General features: G+C 53.2%; 20 protein-coding genes. 18 read left to right on the forward strand and 2 right to left on the reverse strand.

All coding sequences use genetic code 11. The annotated features are described in order from the left end of the window. Positions 1-82: 82 nt before the first annotated feature. The 12 genes from QLG08_RS22370 to QLG08_RS22425 all read left to right on the forward strand — a co-directional run bounded on the left by QLG08_RS22370 (position 83) and on the right by QLG08_RS22425 (position 9,614). On the forward strand, positions 83-667 hold the full coding sequence (locus QLG08_RS22370) for a YceI family protein (protein WP_022622759.1): 585 nt from the start codon (positions 83-85) through the stop codon (positions 665-667). 521 nt (positions 668-1,188) lie between these two features. Further along, a complete protein-coding gene (locus tag QLG08_RS22375; protein ID WP_014593680.1) occupies positions 1,189-2,169 on the forward strand; it encodes a 6-phosphofructokinase in 981 nt (326 codons plus the stop codon). 9 nt (positions 2,170-2,178) lie between these two features. Continuing rightward, a complete protein-coding gene (locus QLG08_RS22380) occupies positions 2,179-2,493 on the forward strand; it encodes a PTS sugar transporter subunit IIB (RefSeq protein WP_013025738.1) in 315 nt (104 codons plus the stop codon). Continuing rightward, positions 2,486-3,853, forward strand: coding sequence for a PTS sugar transporter subunit IIC (locus QLG08_RS22385; protein ID WP_238493341.1), 1,368 nt, complete (start codon positions 2,486-2,488; stop codon positions 3,851-3,853). Before QLG08_RS22380 ends, QLG08_RS22385 begins: the two co-directional genes overlap by 8 nt. Next, complete coding sequence (locus QLG08_RS22390; RefSeq protein ID WP_014605870.1) at positions 3,840-4,682, forward strand: class II fructose-bisphosphate aldolase; 843 nt, start codon at positions 3,840-3,842, stop codon at positions 4,680-4,682. Before QLG08_RS22385 ends, QLG08_RS22390 begins: the two co-directional genes overlap by 14 nt. Positions 4,683-4,748: 66 nt before the next feature. Then, positions 4,749-5,018, forward strand: coding sequence for a hypothetical protein (locus tag QLG08_RS22395; protein ID WP_013025741.1), 270 nt, complete (start codon positions 4,749-4,751; stop codon positions 5,016-5,018). A 9-nt stretch (positions 5,019-5,027) separates the two neighbouring features. Next, positions 5,028-5,465: a PTS sugar transporter subunit IIA gene (locus QLG08_RS22400; RefSeq protein ID WP_089517360.1), complete on the forward strand. Its 438-nt coding sequence runs from the start codon at positions 5,028-5,030 to the stop codon at positions 5,463-5,465. Beyond that, a complete protein-coding gene (locus QLG08_RS22405; RefSeq protein ID WP_238493342.1) occupies positions 5,462-6,103 on the forward strand; it encodes a glucokinase in 642 nt (213 codons plus the stop codon). Before QLG08_RS22400 ends, QLG08_RS22405 begins: the two co-directional genes overlap by 4 nt. Next, the gene (locus tag QLG08_RS22410) at positions 6,054-6,521 is read left to right on the forward strand and encodes a thiol-disulfide oxidoreductase DCC family protein (protein WP_089517358.1); all 468 of its coding nucleotides are present in this window, start codon (positions 6,054-6,056) and stop codon (positions 6,519-6,521) included. Before QLG08_RS22405 ends, QLG08_RS22410 begins: the two co-directional genes overlap by 50 nt. Positions 6,522-6,636: 115 nt before the next feature. Next, positions 6,637-7,044, forward strand: coding sequence for a hypothetical protein (locus tag QLG08_RS22415; protein WP_014605867.1), 408 nt, complete (start codon positions 6,637-6,639; stop codon positions 7,042-7,044). 12 nt (positions 7,045-7,056) lie between these two features. After that, a complete protein-coding gene (locus QLG08_RS22420; protein WP_014593685.1) occupies positions 7,057-8,358 on the forward strand; it encodes a sorbosone dehydrogenase family protein in 1,302 nt (433 codons plus the stop codon). 626 nt (positions 8,359-8,984) lie between these two features. Then, positions 8,985-9,614: a DapH/DapD/GlmU-related protein gene (locus QLG08_RS22425; protein ID WP_238493343.1), complete on the forward strand. Its 630-nt coding sequence runs from the start codon at positions 8,985-8,987 to the stop codon at positions 9,612-9,614. Positions 9,615-9,667: 53 nt separating this feature from the next. Here QLG08_RS22425 and QLG08_RS22430 read toward each other — a convergent pair whose 3' ends face one another. Then, entirely contained in the window at positions 9,668-11,134 is a 1,467-nt protein-coding gene (locus QLG08_RS22430; RefSeq protein WP_210531824.1) for a catalase, read from the reverse strand. A 321-nt stretch (positions 11,135-11,455) separates the two neighbouring features. Here QLG08_RS22430 and QLG08_RS22435 point away from each other — a divergent pair, with 321 nt between their 5' ends. The 6 genes from QLG08_RS22435 to QLG08_RS22460 all read left to right on the forward strand — a co-directional run bounded on the left by QLG08_RS22435 (position 11,456) and on the right by QLG08_RS22460 (position 17,776). Then, positions 11,456-12,436 (forward strand): TIM barrel protein, encoded by a 981-nt coding sequence (locus QLG08_RS22435; protein ID WP_014593687.1) that lies wholly within the window; start codon positions 11,456-11,458, stop codon positions 12,434-12,436. Positions 12,437-12,501: 65 nt separating this feature from the next. Continuing rightward, complete coding sequence (locus QLG08_RS22440; RefSeq protein ID WP_089517357.1) at positions 12,502-13,542, forward strand: substrate-binding domain-containing protein; 1,041 nt, start codon at positions 12,502-12,504, stop codon at positions 13,540-13,542. Between the two features lie 16 nt (positions 13,543-13,558). Continuing rightward, complete coding sequence (locus QLG08_RS22445) at positions 13,559-15,058, forward strand: sugar ABC transporter ATP-binding protein (RefSeq protein WP_014593689.1); 1,500 nt, start codon at positions 13,559-13,561, stop codon at positions 15,056-15,058. A gap of 29 nt (positions 15,059-15,087) precedes the next feature. Next, positions 15,088-16,059 (forward strand): ABC transporter permease, encoded by a 972-nt coding sequence (locus QLG08_RS22450; protein WP_014605862.1) that lies wholly within the window; start codon positions 15,088-15,090, stop codon positions 16,057-16,059. Beyond that, complete coding sequence (locus QLG08_RS22455) at positions 16,059-16,916, forward strand: MurR/RpiR family transcriptional regulator (RefSeq protein ID WP_014605861.1); 858 nt, start codon at positions 16,059-16,061, stop codon at positions 16,914-16,916. The genes QLG08_RS22450 and QLG08_RS22455 overlap by 1 nt, the downstream gene beginning before the upstream one ends. A gap of 2 nt (positions 16,917-16,918) precedes the next feature. After that, a complete protein-coding gene (locus QLG08_RS22460; protein WP_238493344.1) occupies positions 16,919-17,776 on the forward strand; it encodes a PfkB family carbohydrate kinase in 858 nt (285 codons plus the stop codon). A gap of 50 nt (positions 17,777-17,826) precedes the next feature. On the opposite strand, the gene QLG08_RS22465 is transcribed toward QLG08_RS22460, so the two are convergent. After that, the gene (locus tag QLG08_RS22465; protein WP_238493345.1) at positions 17,827-18,858 is read right to left on the reverse strand and encodes an NADP-dependent oxidoreductase; all 1,032 of its coding nucleotides are present in this window, start codon (positions 18,856-18,858) and stop codon (positions 17,827-17,829) included. Between the last annotated feature and the right edge of the window lie 212 nt (positions 18,859-19,070).

The following is a 19,070-nucleotide window of genomic DNA, read 5'->3' on the forward strand; positions in this document are numbered from 1 at the left end:
TGTTTACGCCAAATCTGTTCACTTTTACTTCCTGCTTATATGGCTCAGACTCAAGGTGATGTCATAAAATAAGGAAGTAAAAGTGAAGAATGTAAAACGTTTCACGCTGCCACTGCTCGCAGCTGCTGCACTGTATGTTCCGGTTTCTCAGGCTGAAGCCATGCATTATCAACTCGACCCGCAACATACCTCTGTTGTGGTAAGTTGGGAGCACTTCGGCTTCTCCCATCCGACTGCTGACATTCCAGACACGACAGGTTCTCTGGTTTTTGACAGCAGCAAGCCTGAGCAGTCGCGCGTTGACGTCACGTTACCGGTTAGCAAAATCGACAGCCATGTTCCTGCCCTGACCAAGGAATTCAAAGGCGCGGAGTATTTCGACGTGGCGAAGTATCCCAGTGCAACCTTCCGCAGCACCAAAGTTATTGCCAAAGGCGATAACAAATTTGATGTTGAAGGGAACCTCACTCTGAAAGGCATTACCAAACCTGTGACGCTGCATGCCACGCTGAATAAGCAGGGTGAGCATCCGATGGTCAAGAAGCAGGCGATTGGTTTTGACGCCACCGGTACCATTAAGCGTTCTGACTTCAAACTGGACAAATATGTCCCAGCAGTCAGTGATGACGTGACACTGACTATTTCTACGGAAGCGTACGCCAAGTAAATTCCGTTACTTTTCCGGCCCGGCACCCAGGTGTCGGGCTTTTTTTTGCAGCAGATTACGCCGCCGCCGGCCAGGCTAAGCGCCATTCGTCGTCCTTCCACTCACCCCTCGGCATCCTTTCGCCCTGCGACAGTACGCGCTAAAAAATGCATCTCATCATGGTGTTCCTGCGGATTCACCACGCCTTCGTCTGTTTCGGAAATAACAGATCGCCTGCCGAACCTAAAAAAATGAGGTCAGAATCACAAATTCACATCGAGATTTTATTGGCAACGGCGTAATGCCGTATTGACAGAAAAGTTATTCCGATCCCTATATTTAACCTGTTGTTTTATAACGTGAAGCTAATCGTCTTTCCTGAATCAGTAAATGTGATTTGTTTCACATAAATAAGCTGGTTCAAGGGGCTGTCAATATATTGCCTGCATAAATTCCTCTCGTTTTTGTGATCTCACTTGCAAATACCAGGCTGATATCCCGAAACAATAGCTTCAGACGCATTAAGCCAGAAGGATGTCAGGATGAGAATCGGAATGGTCATTAGCGGCGGCGACGTCACCGGCATTAATAATTTCATTTTCCAGATAGCCAGGATGACGCAGGCGGAGATGATATTATTTAACGGCGGCATTCCAGGCTTGCTGGATAATGTCTGCCAGGAAATTTCTCAGCGCGATTTAGTGGATTTTTCCATTACCTCTCTTCCGGTAATGCAGTCAGGCCGAACCGCGCGAAAATTAATTCGTAGCGAATATGAAACGATCGCCCGGCAGTTAAAAGCATTACGCATCGACGTATTAATTCTGGCTGGAGGCGACGGATCGCTGCAATTTCTGCATACGCTCAGTGAATTTGGTGTGAACTGTTTTGGCATCGGCATGACGATTGACAACGATGTCTACGGCAGTGATTACACGGTGGGCTTTTCCACCGCCTGTGAGCAGGTTTTAAAAGAGGTGGCAAAGCTCAGAAACACCGGTCGGGCATTAACGGGCCGGGTATTTATGGTGGAACTGCTCGGCGGCTACTGTGGCGAATTGACGCTTCAGTCAGCGCTCAAATCCAACGCCGACTTTGCGCTGATCCCGGAATGCCAGATCCCCACAAACGTGCTGGCAGAACGCATCACTCAGCGCCTCAGCGAACAAAACAGCGTGGTAATCCTCTGCTCAGAAGGTTACACACGGGAATATTCACCGGGCTTTCAGGGGGCGATTGACACATTAATTAAGCAGCTTGAACCGTTGATCGGCGTGCGCATTCGCAAAACGATCGTCGGCTATGGACTGCGAAATGGCGATCCCACCTGTGAGGAAATTTATCAGGGCACCATTATGGCAAGTGAAGTGGTTCGTTGTATTCAATCCGGAATGCGCAATAAAGCCGTGATTATTAACGGCAGTAATAAGCCTATTCCGATTGACTTAATAAGCATGAAAAAACGCCTGGTCGATACAGAAGGGCATCATTATAAACTCGCTAAACAACTGCATATATTGTGAGGAGAAAACATGCTGAAAATTTTATGTGTCTGTGGTTGTGGTCTGGGGTCAAGTTTCGCTATCGAAATGAGTGCGAAAGCCGTTTTAAAAAAACTGGAGATTGACGCCGACATCGATCACACCACGATTTCAGAAGCTAACGCATTTAAATCCGACATGATCCTAACGCAAAAAGCCTTTGCGGATGTCTTAAATGCCGACGCCACACCAGAACAGATTAAACGCGTAATTATATTAAATAAACTCACCGATAAAGCTGAAATTGAGCAAAAAATCGTGGCTTTCTTAAAAGAGCGTAATGTGAAGGTTGCTAATCATGAATAGTGTAATTAATTTTCTGGTTAAAGACTTACTGGGGCAGGCATCCATTCTGATCGCGTTTATTGCGCTGATCGGACTGGTCCTGCAAAAAAAATCTGCCGGCAAGGTGGTAGAAGGCACGTTTAAAACCCTGTTGGGGTTCTTAATCATGATGGCCGGCATCAACATCATCGTGGGCGCGCTGACCTTCCTTAACAGCATCTTCACCCATGGTTTTGGGATGCAGGGCTACATCACCGACGTGGCGGCGATTGCCGGACTGGCAAACCGCGAGTTGGGATCGGAAGTGGCCATGACGCTGCTGGTGATCTTCATCGTCAACATCATCATTGCCCGCCTGACACCGTTCAAATACATCTTCCTGACCGGCCAGGCGCTACTGTGGATGGCCACCATTGGCGCGGTTATCGGCTATAAAGCCGGCCTCACCGGATTACCGCTCATTTTAACCGGCGGTATTTTTGGCGGCGTGATGGCTGTTGTGATGCCAGCGCTGGCGCAGCCGGTGGTGCGTCGTATCACCGACTCGGACGATGTCGCGCTCGGTCACTTCTGCACCATTGGTTACCTGCTCACTGCGGCAGTGGCGAAGGTGGTCGGAAAAGGCTCACGCTCGACGGAAGACTTAAAGCTGCCCGATAACTTTAAGTTTCTGCAGGACACCTATCTGTCCATGGCGGTGGTGATGGTGCCGATGTACCTGATTCCTGCCGTGGCGGCAGGCCCGGCTTTTATCGCCCAGTACAGCAGCGGCACCAACTACCTGATGTATGCCTTTATGCAATCCATCCAGTTTGTGGCAGGCGTGTTTGTGCTCTACAGCGGCGTGCGACTGCTGCTGAACGAACTGGTGCCGGCTTTCCGCGGTATTGCCATGCGGCTGGTGCCGGATGCGAAACCCGCCCTCGACTGTCCCGTTATGTTCCCTTATGCGCCAAACGCGGTCATTGTCGGCTTTCTCGCGACAACGCTGGGCTCTGTGGTGGGGATGCTGGTTTTCCCGATGTTTGGTCTGGCGATGATTTTGCCCGGTCTGCTGACTAACTTTTTTGCCGGCGGAACGGCAGGCGTGTTCGGTAACGCGCTGGGCGGACGACGCGGGGCGATGATCGGCGGATTCGTCCACGGCCTGTTTATCACTTTCCTGCCCGCCATTCTGGTGCCGATGCTGGAAAGCTACGGTTTTACCGGCGTGACCTTCAGCGATTCCGACGTCATTAGTACCGGCCTGGTGCTGGGACATGCTTTCCAGAATAACTGGCTGTTCGTTGCCGTGTTCATTGCTTTTGTTACCGCTATCGCCTGGTTTGTTAACGGAAAATCCACTAAACCCAGTGAGGAAAACGTGCATGAAACTTTATAACTTTACCGAATTGCTGAAAATTGCCAAAGAACGCCAATTTAAAGCGGTAGGGTCATTTAATTTACACTGCCTGGAAATGTTACCGGCTTTTTTTAAAGCTGCCGAAAATACCAACAGCCCATTAATGATTCAAATTTCAACCGGTACAGCGAAATATTTGGGACATGAATTACTGGTGGATGCAATTAAATCGCTGTCAAAGAGTAAAAATATTCCGACCTGTTTGCACCTGGATCACTGTTCTGATTTAGACGCGATTCAGACGGCAATTCAAGCCGGGTTCAGTTCGGTCATGTATGACGGGTCACATTTACCGCTTGATGAGAATATTGCCAATACCCGCAGGGTGATTGATATGGCCCGCCCCGTAAATGTCTCTGTGGAAGCGGAGCTGGGCGCAATTGGCGGCTCTGAAGACGGGAAATGTGTGGAAATGAGCGATATTGCGTTCACCACGGTAGAGGATGCCAAACGTTTTGTGAATGAAACCGGCGTGGATATGCTGGCCATTTCCATCGGCACGGTTCACGGGCTCTACACTGGCAAAGCCCATATTCAGCATCAACGGCTGGCGGAGATTACGGCTGCCACGGCTACGCCGCTGGTTCTGCACGGTGGTACCGGGGTCAGTGACGAGGACATGCGCCTGGCGGTGGGCAGCGGTATCGAAAAAGTGAACGTGGGAACGGAAATGAATGTGCAGTGGGTCGCCCAATGCAAGGCAACGTTTGAAAAAGGCAAAGTTAACGACAGCGTGCGTAATTTCCTTGTGCCTGCGAATAATGCAGTGACCAATGTATTAGTAGAAAAAATGCAGCTGTTCCGTTAAGCACTTTTATTATCCCGACGTGAATAAACCTGAAGTGCCCTGGCGCTTTTCGGGGCAGGAGACGCTATGTTTGGATTCATGAAAAAGAAAGTGGAAAATACGGCCTCAGAGGATGCAGAACGCGATCGTCAGGCAGAGCAGGTCAGTCAAAAAATAACGGCGCTGGAAGCAAAGCTGGCAGCGAATTCAGGCGACACTGAAACGCAAAAACAATTAATGCTGGAATATAACCGTGCATTATCATTGTTTGCGAAAAGTCGCCTTTACCGGGATGACATTGATCCTCTTTTTGTGAAAATTGATGAATTACGCAATCTGGTGCGTAAATCAGTTTAAGGAGCAGTAATGACCATTAAACAGTTATTACAGGAAGCCAATGCTGTTCAGGTAGGTATTGCCGCCAGGGACTGGCAGCAGGTTATCGCCATGGCGGCCAGGCCGCTGGTGGAGGGCGGCTATATTCAGGTCTCTTATCCTCAGGCGGTGATCGAGAATACGCTGACTCACGGTGCCTATTACGTGTTTGAAGAAGGTATCGCCATCCCGCATGCCCGCCCGGAAACGGGCGTGATTCGCGACTGCTTCAGCATGGTACTGCTTTCGGAGCCGGTCTCGTTTGACGGCAGCGACAAGGCGGATATTGTGATCATGTTTGGCGCCCGTGACAGTAATGCCCACATAGAGGAGGGGATTCGCGCGATTGTCACCCTGCTAGAGGATGAAGAAACGTTGGTCAGGTTACGTCAGGCCAGCAGCGTCGCGGAAGTGATGGAGATCCTATGACCAGTGAAACTGTCACCAAGCGGGTGGTGTTGGTTAACGGCATTCCCGCCTCAGGCAAAAGCACGCTGGCCCGTGCGCTGTCACGGCGTTTTTCCCTGCCGGTTCTCACGCTGGACAGCCTGAAGGAGCCTTTTATGTCCAGCTTTGCGCCGGTCGATCGCCAGCGTAACCGGCAGTTGGGCTGTGCAGCGTACCAGGCTATCTGGAACATTGTCGCTCAGTCCCCGGCTGATTGCGTCTTCCTGATCGATGCATGGTTTGGGTTTCAGCCCAAAAGCGTACTGGAGCAGGGATTAAAGCGGGCTGGCGTGAGCGAGGTGCTGGAGGTCTGGATGCAGATAGCGCCGGACGCCGCCGTCGCGCGCTATCAGTCACGGCTCACGCAGCGCATGCCGGGCCATCCGGGCGCCGAGTACCTTCCCGAGCTGCGTCGCCTGGCGGAGGAGGCGCAGCCGATGGCGCTGGGGCCGATGTTGAAAGTCAATGCCAGTGCCATTGACGAGCACGCGGTGGGCCAGTGGCTGGCTCAACATCTGAGGAGGGCAGGCTATACTGCTTCTGTTGAGGATGAAACAGAGGAAGAGCAGCATGCCACAGCCACCCTATCTGCAAGCGGGCGAGAGCGTCGTGCTTTATGATGGCGTATGTAAACTCTGTACGGGCTGGGTGCGTTTTCTGCTGCGCCATCGGCTGGCGCGGCAGGTTCGTTTTGCTTCCGTGCAAAGTGAACAGGGCAAAGGGCTGCTGAAATGGGCCGGCCTGCCCGAGGATAATATCAATACGATCGTCTATATCCATAGCGAGGGTCATTGGCTGCGTGCCCAGGCGGTGCTGCGGGTGATGCAGCAGTTACCGCTGCCGTGGCGGGCGCTGAGCGTCCTGCGCGCGTTTCCCGACCCCATCAGTAATTTTTTCTACAACGGTATCGCGCTCAACCGCTACAGGCTGTTTGGGCGCCATACCCTGGAACAGGCGATTACGGCCGATTATCCGGGGCGTTTTCTCTCATCGCCGCCTGACAGCGGTGTGGGTCAGGTTAAATCCGCGATAATGTGAATTAAAACCGCCATTTTTCTTCAGGTTTACTAATATTTTACAGGCAGGTTTACGGCGTGATGGAAAAGTAATGCGCTGTGCTTGAGCTGTAATATTATTCAAAATGGAGAAAAATATGCGCAATACCTCTGGACGTTCGGCCGTCGCCGTGACGCTGTATGCTCTTCTGGAGCCTGTACCGCTTGGCTTTTTCGTGGCGGCCTGGCTGTTCGATATCATCTATATGAAAACCTTTATCATTCTCTGGTCAATCAGTGCCAGCTGGTTAATCGCTATTGGCCTTGTGATTGCCATCCTGCCCAGAATAATTAGTCTGATTTATATGTTTCGCGGCAGCACTGCGCCAGAGAAAACCCATTTCTGGCTCTCTCTGGTCGCCATCATTCTGGCCATTGCCAATGCCTTTATTCACAGCCGTGATGCGTATGCCGTGGTGCCAACGGCGGCGATTCTGTCGACCCTGGTCGTGATACTTCTGCTGCTGGCGAACGTGCAACTTGCGCTACGTCAACGTACTGCTTAAGGAGAAGCCATAATGAAAATGCCGCAACAATCCCTTATTGCGCTGACGATGATGGCCCTGCTGGCGGGTTGTGATACCGGTGCGACGATCGATCCGCAAAAGCAAATCGGTGCCAATCCCGAGTTACCGGAAGCCAAAAACTTTATGGTGCCGCCCATGCAGGTACCGGAAGGCGCACCCTGGAAGAACGGTGAAAAGCCAACCGTGGCGCAGGGGCTGAAAATTGAAAAGATTGCCGACCATCTTCAGCATCCTCGTCAGGTTTATGTTCTGCCGAATAACGACATCCTGATCGCCGAATCGAACGGCATGCCAAAACCGACCACCAAGCCCAAAGAGCTGATCACCGGGCTGGTCAAAAATGCCTCGGGCAAAGGGGGCAAGGGCGGCAACCGCATCACGCTGCTGCGCAACGTAAACGGTAAATGGGAACAGCATCGCTTTATTGAAAACCTGAGTGCCCCCTTTGGTATGCAGCTGGTGGGGAACACGCTGTACGTGGCTAACGCAGACAGTCTGGTGAAATTCCCCTACAGCGAAGGGCAAACCGAAATTCGCACCGCGCCCCAGTGGGTCACCGAGTTACCTGGCGGGCCCATTAATCACCACTGGACGAAAGCGCTGTTGGCCAGCCCGGACGGCAGCAAGCTCTATGTCGGCGTCGGTTCCAACAGCAACATTACCGAGAACGGCATTGGCGCCGAATATCGCCGCGCCGCTATTCTGGAAGTGGATGCCGCCAGCGGCGCCAGCCGGATCTACGCCAGCGGGCTGCGTAATCCCACCGGCCTTGACTGGGAACCCCAGACGAAGCAGCTATGGGCGGTGATTAATGAGCGTGATGAAATCGGCTCTGACCTGGTGCCTGATTACCTGACCTCGGTTAAAGAGAACGGCTTCTATGGCTGGCCTTACAGCTATTTCGGCCAGCATGTTGACGTGCGGGCGCAGCCACAGCGGCCGGACCTGGTTGAAAAGGCGATTAAGCCTGACTATGCGCTGAGTTCGCATGTCGCACCGCTCGGACTGCTGTTCTATGGCGCTGAGAACATGCCACAGTATCGCGGTGGCGCATTTATCAGTGAGCACGGCAGCTGGAACCGCAAACCCCTCAACGGTTACAAAGTGATTTGGGTGAAGTTTGAGAACGGTAAACCGGTAGGGCAACCGCAAACCGTGGTATCCGGCTTCTTAACCCAAGACGAGAAACAGGTGCGTGGCTTACCGGTCGGTCTGGCCAGCGACAAACAGGGCGGTCTGATCATTGCGGATGACGCCGGTGATACAATCTGGCGCGTTAGTTCGGCGAACTAAGCTAAACTGCAGGTACAAAAAAAGGATTTGGCATTACGCCAAATCCTTTTTTTATGCGTTCGTTGCCCGGCGGGTAACCGGATGGCGAACGAGGTGCTCAGCACTCTCCACAAATTGATTGTAAAGAGGGCTGCGCAAGACTTCAAGTTTGGCGAAAATACTGTATATTTATACATGTGTTGAGTGTTGGGTATCGCCGCAGGGTTAACTGATTGCTTCCAGGGGAGCTCGGTAATGCAAATCCCGGCAGGTAACAGGTGGTGCTGACCTGTGGCTTAAACCCCGAGTGCCGCTCAGCCCTCTCCACAAAGTTGTGCTCAGGCACCTGGCGGGTAATGGTAAGGCCCTGGTTGCTGAACAGCGCGCTCCTGTTGCGGGAGAAGGAAAGTGATGGAACTGACGAAGCTGATTCTGGAAATCATCCGGATCATCTTGCAGATCATCGTTGCCCTTATGCAACTGACCGGTCATGCAAATTAACCGGAACTTTGACCAAGGCGGAGCTAACCACTCCGCCTTTTTCGTTGTCAATTGCCTGTCATCTTTCCCGGCTACAGTGGCGCGGCAATCGGGTGCCTGAAAGGCACAACTTATCCAGACATCAGACCAGTTCCGGGAGCCTTTTCATGTCACTTGCCATTGTCAAACCCGCCAAACTCCAGCAGACCGAAATTGACGCCAGCGTACGTACGCGCGAAACCCAGATTGGCTCACAGTGTGAAATTCTGGCGCACAGTTACCTTGAATTCAGCACCCTTGGCGACTTCTCTTACGTCGGTGAACACTGCTGCATCGCAGACAGCGCAATAGGCCGCTTCACCGCCATTGCCAATCAGGTACGCATCGGTGCACCTAACCATCCGATGGATCGGGCGTCGCAACACCGCTTTACCTATTGTCCGGAGTATTACGATGCTACGGCCACGCGCGACCACGGTTTTTTCAGCGCCCGCCGCGAAGACCGGGTGATCATTGGCAACGATGTCTGGATAGGTCATGGCGTGATTGTCCTGCCTGGCGTGACGGTAGGCGATGGTGCGGTGCTGGCGGCAGGTGCGGTGGTGACCAAAGATGTGGCAGCCTATACCGTCGTGGGTGGCGTGCCGGCTAAACCAATCCGCGTTCGTTTTCATCCGGCGATTGCAACCCGGCTACAGCAGATTGCCTGGTGGAACTGGCCGCTGGAAAAAATCATGGCTAACCTGGCCGATTTTCAGTCAGGGGATATTGAGCAGTTTTGTGCCAGACATGGCTGAGCGCGTTTGCGCAAAAGAGTAACGGTGGCTTACGCCACCGTCAGATGTGCGGGTTATCGCTTAGCGCGTGCTTCCTGCACCTTGCTGGCGATACGATCGCCAATGGTCTGGTCGATGTTGCGCCAGTACTGAAACGCTCGCGAAAGCACCGGCTCTTCAACCCCGTTCAGCAGATGACCGCTAACGTTGTTGACCAGCCTGTCGCGCGCGGCATCATCCATCACCTTGTTGATCAGGGTATTTGCCTGGCCCACGTCGTCATCGTCCTGACGCAGTGAGTAAGGGGCACGAACCATGTCGCCGCTGGCTGACCAGACCGAGTCGGTGGGATAGCGGTCGCCATCTGCCACCGGGCCGCCTTTGCTGTTGGGGGCGTAAACCGGGTCGGATACCGGATTCATCCGCATCGCCCCGTCTTTGCTGTAGCTGTTTACCGGCGACTGCGGGGCATTAACCGGGATCTGTTTATAGTTCACTCCAAGCCGTGCGCGATGGGCGTCGGCATAGGCAAACACGCGACCAATCAGCATCTTATCCGGGCTGAGCCCGATGCCAGGGACCAGATTATTCGGTTCAAATGCGGCTTGTTCAATCTGCGCATGGTTGTCCGTTGGGTTGCGGTTCAGCGTCAGCTTGCCAACTTTGATCAGCGGATAATCACTGTGCGGCCACACCTTGGTCAAATCGAAAGGATTGAAACGATAGCTGTCAGCCTCAGCAAACGGCATGATCTGCATGTACAGGGTCCAGCTCGGGAATTGGCCGTTTTTGATCGACATAAACAGGTCACGCGTATGGTAATCGCCATCTTCGCCTGCCAGTTTATCGGCTTGCTCCTGCGTCAGGTATTCAATGCCCTGGTCGGTGTGGAAATGGTATTTCACCCAGAACTTTTCACCCTGTTCATTGACCCACATATAAGTGTGGCTGGAATACCCATTCATATGACGCCAGTTTTTAGGAATCCCACGGTCGCCCATTAGCCAGGTGACCTGATGCGAGGATTCGGGTGACAGCGTCCAGAAATCCCACTGCATATCATTGTCACGCAGATTGTTATCGGCGCGGCGCTTTTGTGAGCGAATGAAGTGCTGAAACTTCATGGGATCGCGAATAAAGAACACCGGTGTATTGTTGCCCACCATGTCGTAATTGCCTTCGCGGGTATAAAACTTAATGGAAAATCCGCGCGGATCGCGCCAGGTATCCGGGCTGCCGCGCTCGCCAGCCACCGTTGAAAAACGCATCAGCACGTCAGTTTTCGTGCCCGGCTGAAAAACGTTGGCTTTGGTGTAGCGACTCACATCTTCAGTCACCTCAAAAAAGCCAAATGCGCCGCTTCCTTTCGCATGGGGCTGCCGCTCGGGAATGCGTTCCCGGTTGAAGTTGGCCATCTGCTCAATCAGGTAATGGTCGTGAAGCACCAGGGGGCCATCGGGACCGACGGAAAGAGAATGCTCATCGCTGGCCACCGGAATACCGGCATCGGTTGTGGTGGGTTTACGCTCATCATGACTCATCGAAATAGTCTCCATTTTTATAAGGGTAATGCATGGACTAAGCGTAGTGCATATCTGGCCATTGCATCGGCTAATCCTCCCGGGTTTTCACATTTACTGCTGCCGGCCATGGCTGACCTGGCGCAGTCGTCCACGTTTTACTGGCTGCTCCCGCAGATCGTTGCCCGCGCTGATTAATCCGTGACCGCTCTCGCATTTTGGTTATTTCAGCGACAACAAGGATTGCGTGTTCACGCCAGAAGCGTAAATTCTAATATAACTTCACAGTTAATTGTGAAAAAGGAAAGTACATTACAACCCTGTTACTAAGGATTGAGCCTCATGTCAGATTTAAAGTTTGCTACTCGTCTTAACTCCTTTGCTTCGGGGGCACATCTCTACTGGCCAGATTTGCAGGGCAAGCCCTCTGTACTGCAAATGGTGGCGCGCGCGGGCAAGGTTAAAGGCTTAACGCATTTGGATCTCAACTATCCCCAGCACCTCACCAGTGACAGTAAAACGCTGCGCCAGGCTATTGAGGATGCCGGGCTGGCGGTCAACGGCATGCAGATGCGGTGGGATGCACCGCAGTTCAAAATTGGCGCATTTACCCATCCGGATCCGAAAATTCGCCGTGAGGCGATTGACCTGACCAAGCGGGGAATCGATACCGGACGGGAATTTGGCTCCCGCTTAATGACGTTATGGATGGGCCAGGACGGTTTCGACTACTGCTTCCAGGTCGATTACAAAAAAATCTGGGAAGACGCCGTCAGCGCGGTGCGTGAAATCGCCGACTACGCGCCGGACGTGGATGTGAGCATTGAATACAAACCCAACGAGCCGCGTGCCTACAGCATTTTTCCCAACGTGACCACCTGCCTGCTGGCCGTCGAAGAGGCCGGAAGCCCGAACCTCGGCATCACGCTGGATTTTGCCCATGTCCTGTTCGCCAATGAAATTCCTGCCTGGGCGGCGGCCATGGTGGCGCGTCGTTCCCGGCTGCTGGGGCTGGATTTAAACGACGGCTGGGGCAAACGTGACGACGGACTGATGGCGGCATCGGTTAATCCGCGCGCCACGTTGGAGTTTCTGTGGCAGATGCAGCGTGATGGATATCAGGGCGCCTACTATTTTGACACCTTCCCGGATGCCAGCGGACTGGATCCGGTACGTGAAGCCGAAACCAACATTGCCACCGTGACGCGATTACTCAAGCTTTGCGACCAGCTTAATGATAATCCGGCGCTGGCAGAGGCGATCAGCCGTCAGGATGCGGTCGCCTCACAGCAAATCGTCAACGACATTATGCTTGCGCGTTAACGCAGGCCGCCGGCTGCAGAACAGCAATTTCTTACCCTACAAACGCAGAATAAAAGGCTGAAAAAATGAAAAAACGTTTACTCGCCGTTATCGCTTCGTCGCTCTTGTGTGCCAGCGTTTATGCCGCCGATCTGGCACCGCTTAAGTCCGACACGGAACAGGACCGCACCGACTGGTCAATGCTCGACAGTCGCTATGGCGCGATGCCGAAAGTTGATAAATCGCTCAAAATCGGTGGCGTATCCAAAACCCTGACCAATGAATACTGGCGTTTGCTGGGCGAAGGCTACCAGAACGCCGCCAAAAAATATGGCATCACCGTGGCTTATCAGGCTGCGGCAAATGAAGACGATCAACTGGGCCAGTTGTCGATTGCCGAAACCATGATTTCTCAGGGCTATAATGGCCTGCTGGTCTCTCCGCAAACCGACATTAACCTTGAGCCTGCACTGGAAAGCGCCAACAGTAAAAAAATCCCGGTTGTGAACGTCAATGACGCGGTGATGCCGAATGCGGAACACTACGTCGGTAATGTCCAGAAAGACAACGGCGTGCGCGTAGCGAAATGGTTTATCGAGCACCATCCGCAGGGCGGCAAGGTTGCGGTGATCGAAGGACAGCCTGGCGTCTATGCTGCCGGTCAGCGCACCAGCGGCTTTAAAGAAACGCTCAAGGCCAACGGCAAATTCAATGTGGTGGCCAGCGTACCGGCTAACTGGAGTCGTGAGCAGGCCTTTAATGCGGCGAGCACTATCCTGCAACAGCATCCTGACCTGATCGGTTTTTATGCCAATAACGACACGATGGCGCTGGGCGTGGTGGAAGCGGTACGCGCCATGGACAAAGCCAAACAGGTGGCCGTATTCGGAACCGATGGGATCTCCGATGCCTATGCCTCCATCAAGCGCGGCGAACTGACCGGTACCGTGGACAGCTTCCCGGTGCTGACGGGTGAAGTGGCGATGGATGTGATGCTGCGCTTGATTAACGGCCAGAAAATCTCACGCGTGGTGTCCACACCGCAGGCGCTCATCACCAAAGAGAATGCGGATGCGTTTTCCACTCAAGACATGGAAAAGCTGCGTCAACTGTTAGCTAAACAGTAAGCCTGGCGGAGAGCGTATGGAACAGTATCGTTTAATGATGCGCGGCATCAACAAAACCTACGGCAGCGCCGCAGCTTTACAAAATGTCGACTTTTTTGTGAAGCCCGGTGAAGTGCATGCCTTGATCGGTGAGAATGGCGCGGGCAAATCTACGCTGCTAAACATTCTCTCCGGCGTGCGCGGCGCGGACAGTGGCGAAATCAGCGTCAACGGCCAGACGGTGCAGATGAAAAGCCCACTCAGCGCGCGTCATGCGGGGATCGCGATGATCCATCAGGAACTGCAGCATGTTCCTGAGCTCTCGGTCGCGCAGAATATGTTTCTGGGCCGCCCACTGACCAAAGCAAAAGGCTGGTGGGTGGATAAAAAAGCCCAGCTGTCGCGTGCCGCGCTGATTCTGAAACGGCTCGATCCGACGATCGATCCCAACAGCCCGATTAAACATCTTAAGGTTTCGCAGCAGCAGATTGTCGAAATAGCCCGTGCGTTGCTGGATGACGCCAAAATCATCGCGATGGATGAGCCGACTTCCAGTCTGACGCCGCGCGAGTTTGACCGGCTGGCTGAACTGATCGCCGACCTCAAATCGCTGGGCGTCTCTTTAATCTATGTATCACATAAGATGAACGAGATTTTCAGAGTCTGTGACCGGGCGACGATCATGCGCGATGGCAAACAGGTTGGGGTGGTGAACATCTGCGATGAAGATGAAGAAAGCATCGTGGCTAAAATGGTCGGGCGCAAAATAGAACGGCTCGATCACAACGCCTTTGTCACCGCTCAGGAAGTATTACGCGTCGAAAATCTGGCGCGTGGCAATGAAATATCGCCCGCTAATTTTAGCGTCAACGCCGGGGAAGTGTTGGGCATTGCGGGGCTGGTCGGCGCAGGACGTACCGAGTTGCTTAAGCTGATTGCCGGTATCGACAGGCGCAGCAGCGGCACGGTGAAGGTCAATGGGTATTCCGTTCCAAACCATAATATCAGCGCGGCAATAAAAGCGGGGATTGGTCTGGTGCCGGAAGATCGTAAAAAAGAGGGCATCATTAAAGCCCGCCCGGTGAAAATGAATATGGCGCTGCCGTCCATGCGTCAGTTCACCCTGGGCGGCGTGATCAATAAGCAGCGGTTAAACAGGGCAGCACATGAGGTGATGAGCGATCTTAAACTGCGCCCCATGGATATTGAGAAAACCATCGGTACGCTCAGTGGCGGTAATCAACAAAAAGTCATTATCGGACGCTGGGTAGCCGCTGACGCAAAAGTCTTTTTATTTGATGAACCCACGCGCGGCATTGATATTGGTGCCAAGTCAGAAATCTATAATTTAATTGAACGACTGGCGAAGGCAGGTAAAGCCATTATTGTTGTCTCATCGGAAATGACGGAAATCATTCGTATCTCCGATCGTGTACTGGTTATGCGCGAAGGGAAAATAACCAAAGAGTTAAAGGGCGAGGCTATCACCGAAGACAATATTGCCCGTTTTGCCATTAAAGATGTTGAAACTGCCTGATCTCATACCTGTATATAAAGGCGATAACCATGACGACTGAAACGAACATGCAGCCGGTGAGCCGCGCCTCACCGCTGTTAAAATTTAATCTGCGCGATGCCGGCACGTTAATTGGATTACTGATTATTGTGGTGACATTTTCTTTTCTGTCGCCGGTATTTTTTACCGTTCCGAATCTGCTCAATATTCTGCAGCAGTCCTCCATTAATGCCTTAATTGCGCTGGGCATGACGCTGGTGATCATTTCAGGCGGAATTGATTTATCGGTTGGGCCAACGGCTGCGCTCTCTGCGGTGTTAGGTGCCACGCTGATGGTGTCTGGCGTGCCGGTGCCGCTGGCCATCATGGCCACGCTTTGCGTCGGCGCAGTCAGCGGGATATTTAGCGGGACGCTTATCGCTTATGCCGGCCTGCAACCCTTTATCGTCACGCTGGGTGGCCTGTCGCTGTTTCGTGCTATTGCGCTGATCTCCACCGGCGGTAATCCCGTATTCGGTATTCCCATGTCGTTCCGTAGCCTGATCAACAGCACGGTGTTCGGCGTGCCCACGCCGATCGTTGTGGTCGCCGTGATTGCGCTGTGCCTCTGGACGGTTATGAATAAAACCCCGCTGGGAGAGTACATTCTGGCGATTGGCGGTAATGAAGAAGCGGCCCGCGTGGCAGGTGTGCCGGTTAAGCGCACCAAAGTCACGGTTTACGTGATCTCTGGCATGCTGGCCTCTCTGGCGTCGCTGATTCTGATTGGCCGTCTGGGTGCGGCGGAACCCACCATCGGCAACCTGTGGGAGCTGGATGCCATTGCGGCCGCTGCCATCGGCGGTGCGTCACTGATGGGCGGCAAAGGCAGTATCTTTGGCACCCTGATTGGCGTGATTATTCTCGGGGCGTTACGTAACGGCCTGACCTTGCTTAATATTCAGGCGTTTTATCAATTGCTCGCTACGGGTCTTATTATTATCATAGCGATGTTGATTGACCGAGCGACCCGAGGCAAGTAATGAAGCAAGATCCGCGAGCCATTGGCGCTCAAATTCGTATGCGATTACCCCAACTGACGCCGTTAGAACGGCGAGTCATTGAGGCAATCATTGCCAGAACGGATATCACCGAACACACGTCTTTAAAAGAGATTGCGCAGGAAAACGGCGTATCGGAAGCCATGATAGTTAAGATCACTAAAAAGCTTAACTTCACGGGGTTCAGGAATTTCAGAAGCAGTTTAATTTATTATAACGCCTCTGAAGTGGCAGGTTTACATGCGGAAATTGAGCCCGATGATTCATCGGAACAATTACTGGCAAAAGTCTTCAGAACATCTATTCAGGCTATTGAAGAAACGTTGTCGATTTTAGATGTATCTGAATTTAACCGCGCAGCAGATATTATTTTTAAGGCGCGTCATATTGATCTTTATGCGGTAGGGGGATCGGCCACGGTTGCCCGCGATCTCTCCCACAAGATGCTGAAGATCGGCATTAAGTCCACTGCCTACGATGACGCCCATATTATGCTGATGTCTGCCGCCGTGTTATCTGACGATGATGTCGTGATTGCGATTAGTCACTCCGGTGCGACGCGTGCTGTTAACGATCCGGTTAAATTAGCCGGACGTAACGGTGCCAGAGTGATTGTGATTACGAATTACGCCGAGTCGCCTATTGCGCGTCATGCGCATGTGGTACTTAATTCAACTTCTCAGGGATCGCATCTGTTAGGTGAAAATGCCGCATCACGAATTGCCCAGCTGAATATACTGGATGCGCTGTTCGTGGCCATCGCGAAAAAGGATTTAACGCGTGCGGAGAAAAACCTGATGAAAACCCAGCATGCGGTTCAGGATCTGCGGGAATTCTGAGCATGAGTAAAATTGCAGTTACCGGCAGTCTTCACTACGACATTATGCTGGATGCGCATCATCGGCCTGAAAAAGGCGAAACGGTTATGGGAACCGCCTGCCACTACAAGTTTGGGGGCAAGGGCGGCAATCAGGCGATAGCGGCCGCAAAAGCAGGTGCAGATGTCCGTTTTATTGGTGCGGTAGGGGCCGATGAACAGGGCGCGTTTTTGCTGAAAACGCTGCGCCAGGCAGGGGTGAATACCGACGCGGTCACGAGGATTGACGATATTGCGTCTGGCATGAGCGTTGCCATTACCGATGCTGAAGGCGATTACGGCGCGGTGGTGGTATCCAACGCCAATCAACATATCGCTGCCGAGCCGTTCATGCAGGCCGGTTTCTGGCAGGATGTGTCCATGCTGGTGCTGCAGAATGAGGTGCCGGAAGCCATTAATCTGGTCGCGGCGCAGGCGGCGCGGCAGCAGCAGATTCCGGTGTGCATTAATGCGGCACCGGCCCGGCCACTCTCTCCCGAATTTGCGCGCTGCATTGATTTGCTGGTGGTGAATGGGGTTGAAGCCCGGGATATGACTGGCATCGCGGTGACCGATCTGGCCTCAGCCAGGCAGGCTGCAGCAGAGCTGGCACTGCGTTTTGACCGCGTGGTGGTAACTGCCGGAGAGCACGGCGTGGCCTTCAGTGAAGCAGGGGAAACGCAGGCTTTTCCTGCCCGTCAGGTCATCCTGGTCAGCACCCATGGCGCGGGCGACTGCTTCATGGGTGTGCTGTGTCAGGCGCTTAACGCTGGCGATAAACTTGCGGGCGCGGTCGCTAAAGCCAACAATGCGGCGGCAGATCATGTTTCCCGCCCGGCCTGATAAAAAAAATGCAACGTCAGTGACGTTGCATTTTGCCAGCCAGAGCGGGATTACGAGGCCACTTTAACGACCGTTTTCCCAAAGTTTTTGCCGTTCAGCATATCAATAAAGGCTTTAGGGGCATTTTCCAGGCCCTCAATGACGTGCTCGCGATACTGAATTTTCTTGTTCTCCACCAGCGGGGTCATGGCTTTCAGGAACTCCGGGTAGCGATCGCCGTAGTCCTGGAAAATAATGAAACCCTGCATGCGAATACGGCGTTTCAGAATGCCTGCCATAATCAGCGAGGTTCTGTCCGGACCGGCAGGCAGCTCTTTCTGGCTGTAGGCGGAAACCAGCCCACAGACCGGCACGCGCGCGGCAGTGTTCAACAGCGGGAACACGGCATCGAATACTTTACCGCCCACGTTTTCGAAATAGATATCAATACCGTCCGGGCAGGCGTTTTTCAGCTGCTCTTCGAAATCCTGACTGTGGTGATCGATACAGGCATCGAACCCCAGATTTTCAACGGCATGGCGGCATTTCTCTTCACCACCAGCCACGCCGACCACGCGGCAGCCTTTCATTTTACCTAACTGGCCCACGGTGGCGCCCACTGGACCCGTTGCGGCGGCAACCACAAGGGTTTCACCTTTTTTCGGCTGACCGATATCCATTAACCCCATATAGGCCGTAAAGCCGGGCATACCGAGAATACCCAGCGCCCAGGAAGGATGGGGCAGATCGTTATCCAGGCGGGCAACATCGTCACCTCTGGAAACGGCATATTCCTGCCAGCCGCTCTGTGAAAGAACCCAGTCGCCTTCTTTAAACTCACCGTTTTTTGATGCGACGACCTGACAGACCGTACCGCCTACCATCGGCTGATCCAGCTCTGCCGGTGGCGCGTAAGATTTTCCCTCGTCCATGCGTCCACGCATGTAAGGGTCGAGTGACAGATAAATCGTCCGCAGTAAGATCTCGCCCTCTTTGATCTCAGGCGTTGGCTGCGCAACATAACGGAAATTATCTTCCGTTGGTTCACCCTGTGGGCGTGAAGCCAAAAGCCAGGCGTGATTTGTTGTCGATTGTTCAGTCATAGTGTCGTCCTTTGCATGGGCAAACCGCTGAGGCTTGCCGGGAATGAATGGCTAAAGTGTAGATGAGTGAAAAAAGCATGCTTAACCCTGCTGGCTGTTAACCTGCCGGCGGGAAAGGGTCAGAAGGGCGCGCCACTAAGCGCAGCGCCTCTTTTACGGGGCATTCGGATTGCTCTGAATCCACGGCGTGGAGGCGGTGGTGCGAGTGCACT

It is taken from the genome of Pantoea sp. V106_11 (assembly GCF_029967885.1).
Classification (GTDB): Bacteria; Pseudomonadota; Gammaproteobacteria; order Enterobacterales; family Enterobacteriaceae; genus Pantoea; species Pantoea ananatis.

What these genes read in the sequence shown, in the direction of transcription:
- QLG08_RS22375 (WP_014593680.1), top strand. Translation starts at nt 1,189, where the DNA reads ATGAGAATCGGAATGGTCATTAGCGGCGGCGACGTCACCGGCATTAAT.
- QLG08_RS22380 (WP_013025738.1), top strand. Translation starts at nt 2,179, where the DNA reads ATGCTGAAAATTTTATGTGTCTGTGGTTGTGGTCTGGGGTCAAGTTTC.
- QLG08_RS22385 (WP_238493341.1), top strand. Translation starts at nt 2,486, where the DNA reads ATGAATAGTGTAATTAATTTTCTGGTTAAAGACTTACTGGGGCAGGCA.
- QLG08_RS22390 (WP_014605870.1), top strand. Translation starts at nt 3,840, where the DNA reads ATGAAACTTTATAACTTTACCGAATTGCTGAAAATTGCCAAAGAACGC.
- QLG08_RS22395 (WP_013025741.1), top strand. Translation starts at nt 4,749, where the DNA reads ATGTTTGGATTCATGAAAAAGAAAGTGGAAAATACGGCCTCAGAGGAT.
- QLG08_RS22400 (WP_089517360.1), top strand. Translation starts at nt 5,028, where the DNA reads ATGACCATTAAACAGTTATTACAGGAAGCCAATGCTGTTCAGGTAGGT.
- QLG08_RS22405 (WP_238493342.1), top strand. Translation starts at nt 5,462, where the DNA reads ATGACCAGTGAAACTGTCACCAAGCGGGTGGTGTTGGTTAACGGCATT.
- QLG08_RS22410 (WP_089517358.1), top strand. Translation starts at nt 6,054, where the DNA reads ATGCCACAGCCACCCTATCTGCAAGCGGGCGAGAGCGTCGTGCTTTAT.
- QLG08_RS22415 (WP_014605867.1), top strand. Translation starts at nt 6,637, where the DNA reads ATGCGCAATACCTCTGGACGTTCGGCCGTCGCCGTGACGCTGTATGCT.
- QLG08_RS22420 (WP_014593685.1), top strand. Translation starts at nt 7,057, where the DNA reads ATGAAAATGCCGCAACAATCCCTTATTGCGCTGACGATGATGGCCCTG.
- QLG08_RS22425 (WP_238493343.1), top strand. Translation starts at nt 8,985, where the DNA reads ATGTCACTTGCCATTGTCAAACCCGCCAAACTCCAGCAGACCGAAATT.
- QLG08_RS22430 (WP_210531824.1), bottom strand. Translation starts at nt 11,134, where the DNA reads ATGAGTCATGATGAGCGTAAACCCACCACAACCGATGCCGGTATTCCG.
- QLG08_RS22435 (WP_014593687.1), top strand. Translation starts at nt 11,456, where the DNA reads ATGTCAGATTTAAAGTTTGCTACTCGTCTTAACTCCTTTGCTTCGGGG.
- QLG08_RS22440 (WP_089517357.1), top strand. Translation starts at nt 12,502, where the DNA reads ATGAAAAAACGTTTACTCGCCGTTATCGCTTCGTCGCTCTTGTGTGCC.
- QLG08_RS22445 (WP_014593689.1), top strand. Translation starts at nt 13,559, where the DNA reads ATGGAACAGTATCGTTTAATGATGCGCGGCATCAACAAAACCTACGGC.
- QLG08_RS22450 (WP_014605862.1), top strand. Translation starts at nt 15,088, where the DNA reads ATGACGACTGAAACGAACATGCAGCCGGTGAGCCGCGCCTCACCGCTG.
- QLG08_RS22455 (WP_014605861.1), top strand. Translation starts at nt 16,059, where the DNA reads ATGAAGCAAGATCCGCGAGCCATTGGCGCTCAAATTCGTATGCGATTA.
- QLG08_RS22460 (WP_238493344.1), top strand. Translation starts at nt 16,919, where the DNA reads ATGAGTAAAATTGCAGTTACCGGCAGTCTTCACTACGACATTATGCTG.
- QLG08_RS22465 (WP_238493345.1), bottom strand. Translation starts at nt 18,858, where the DNA reads ATGACTGAACAATCGACAACAAATCACGCCTGGCTTTTGGCTTCACGC.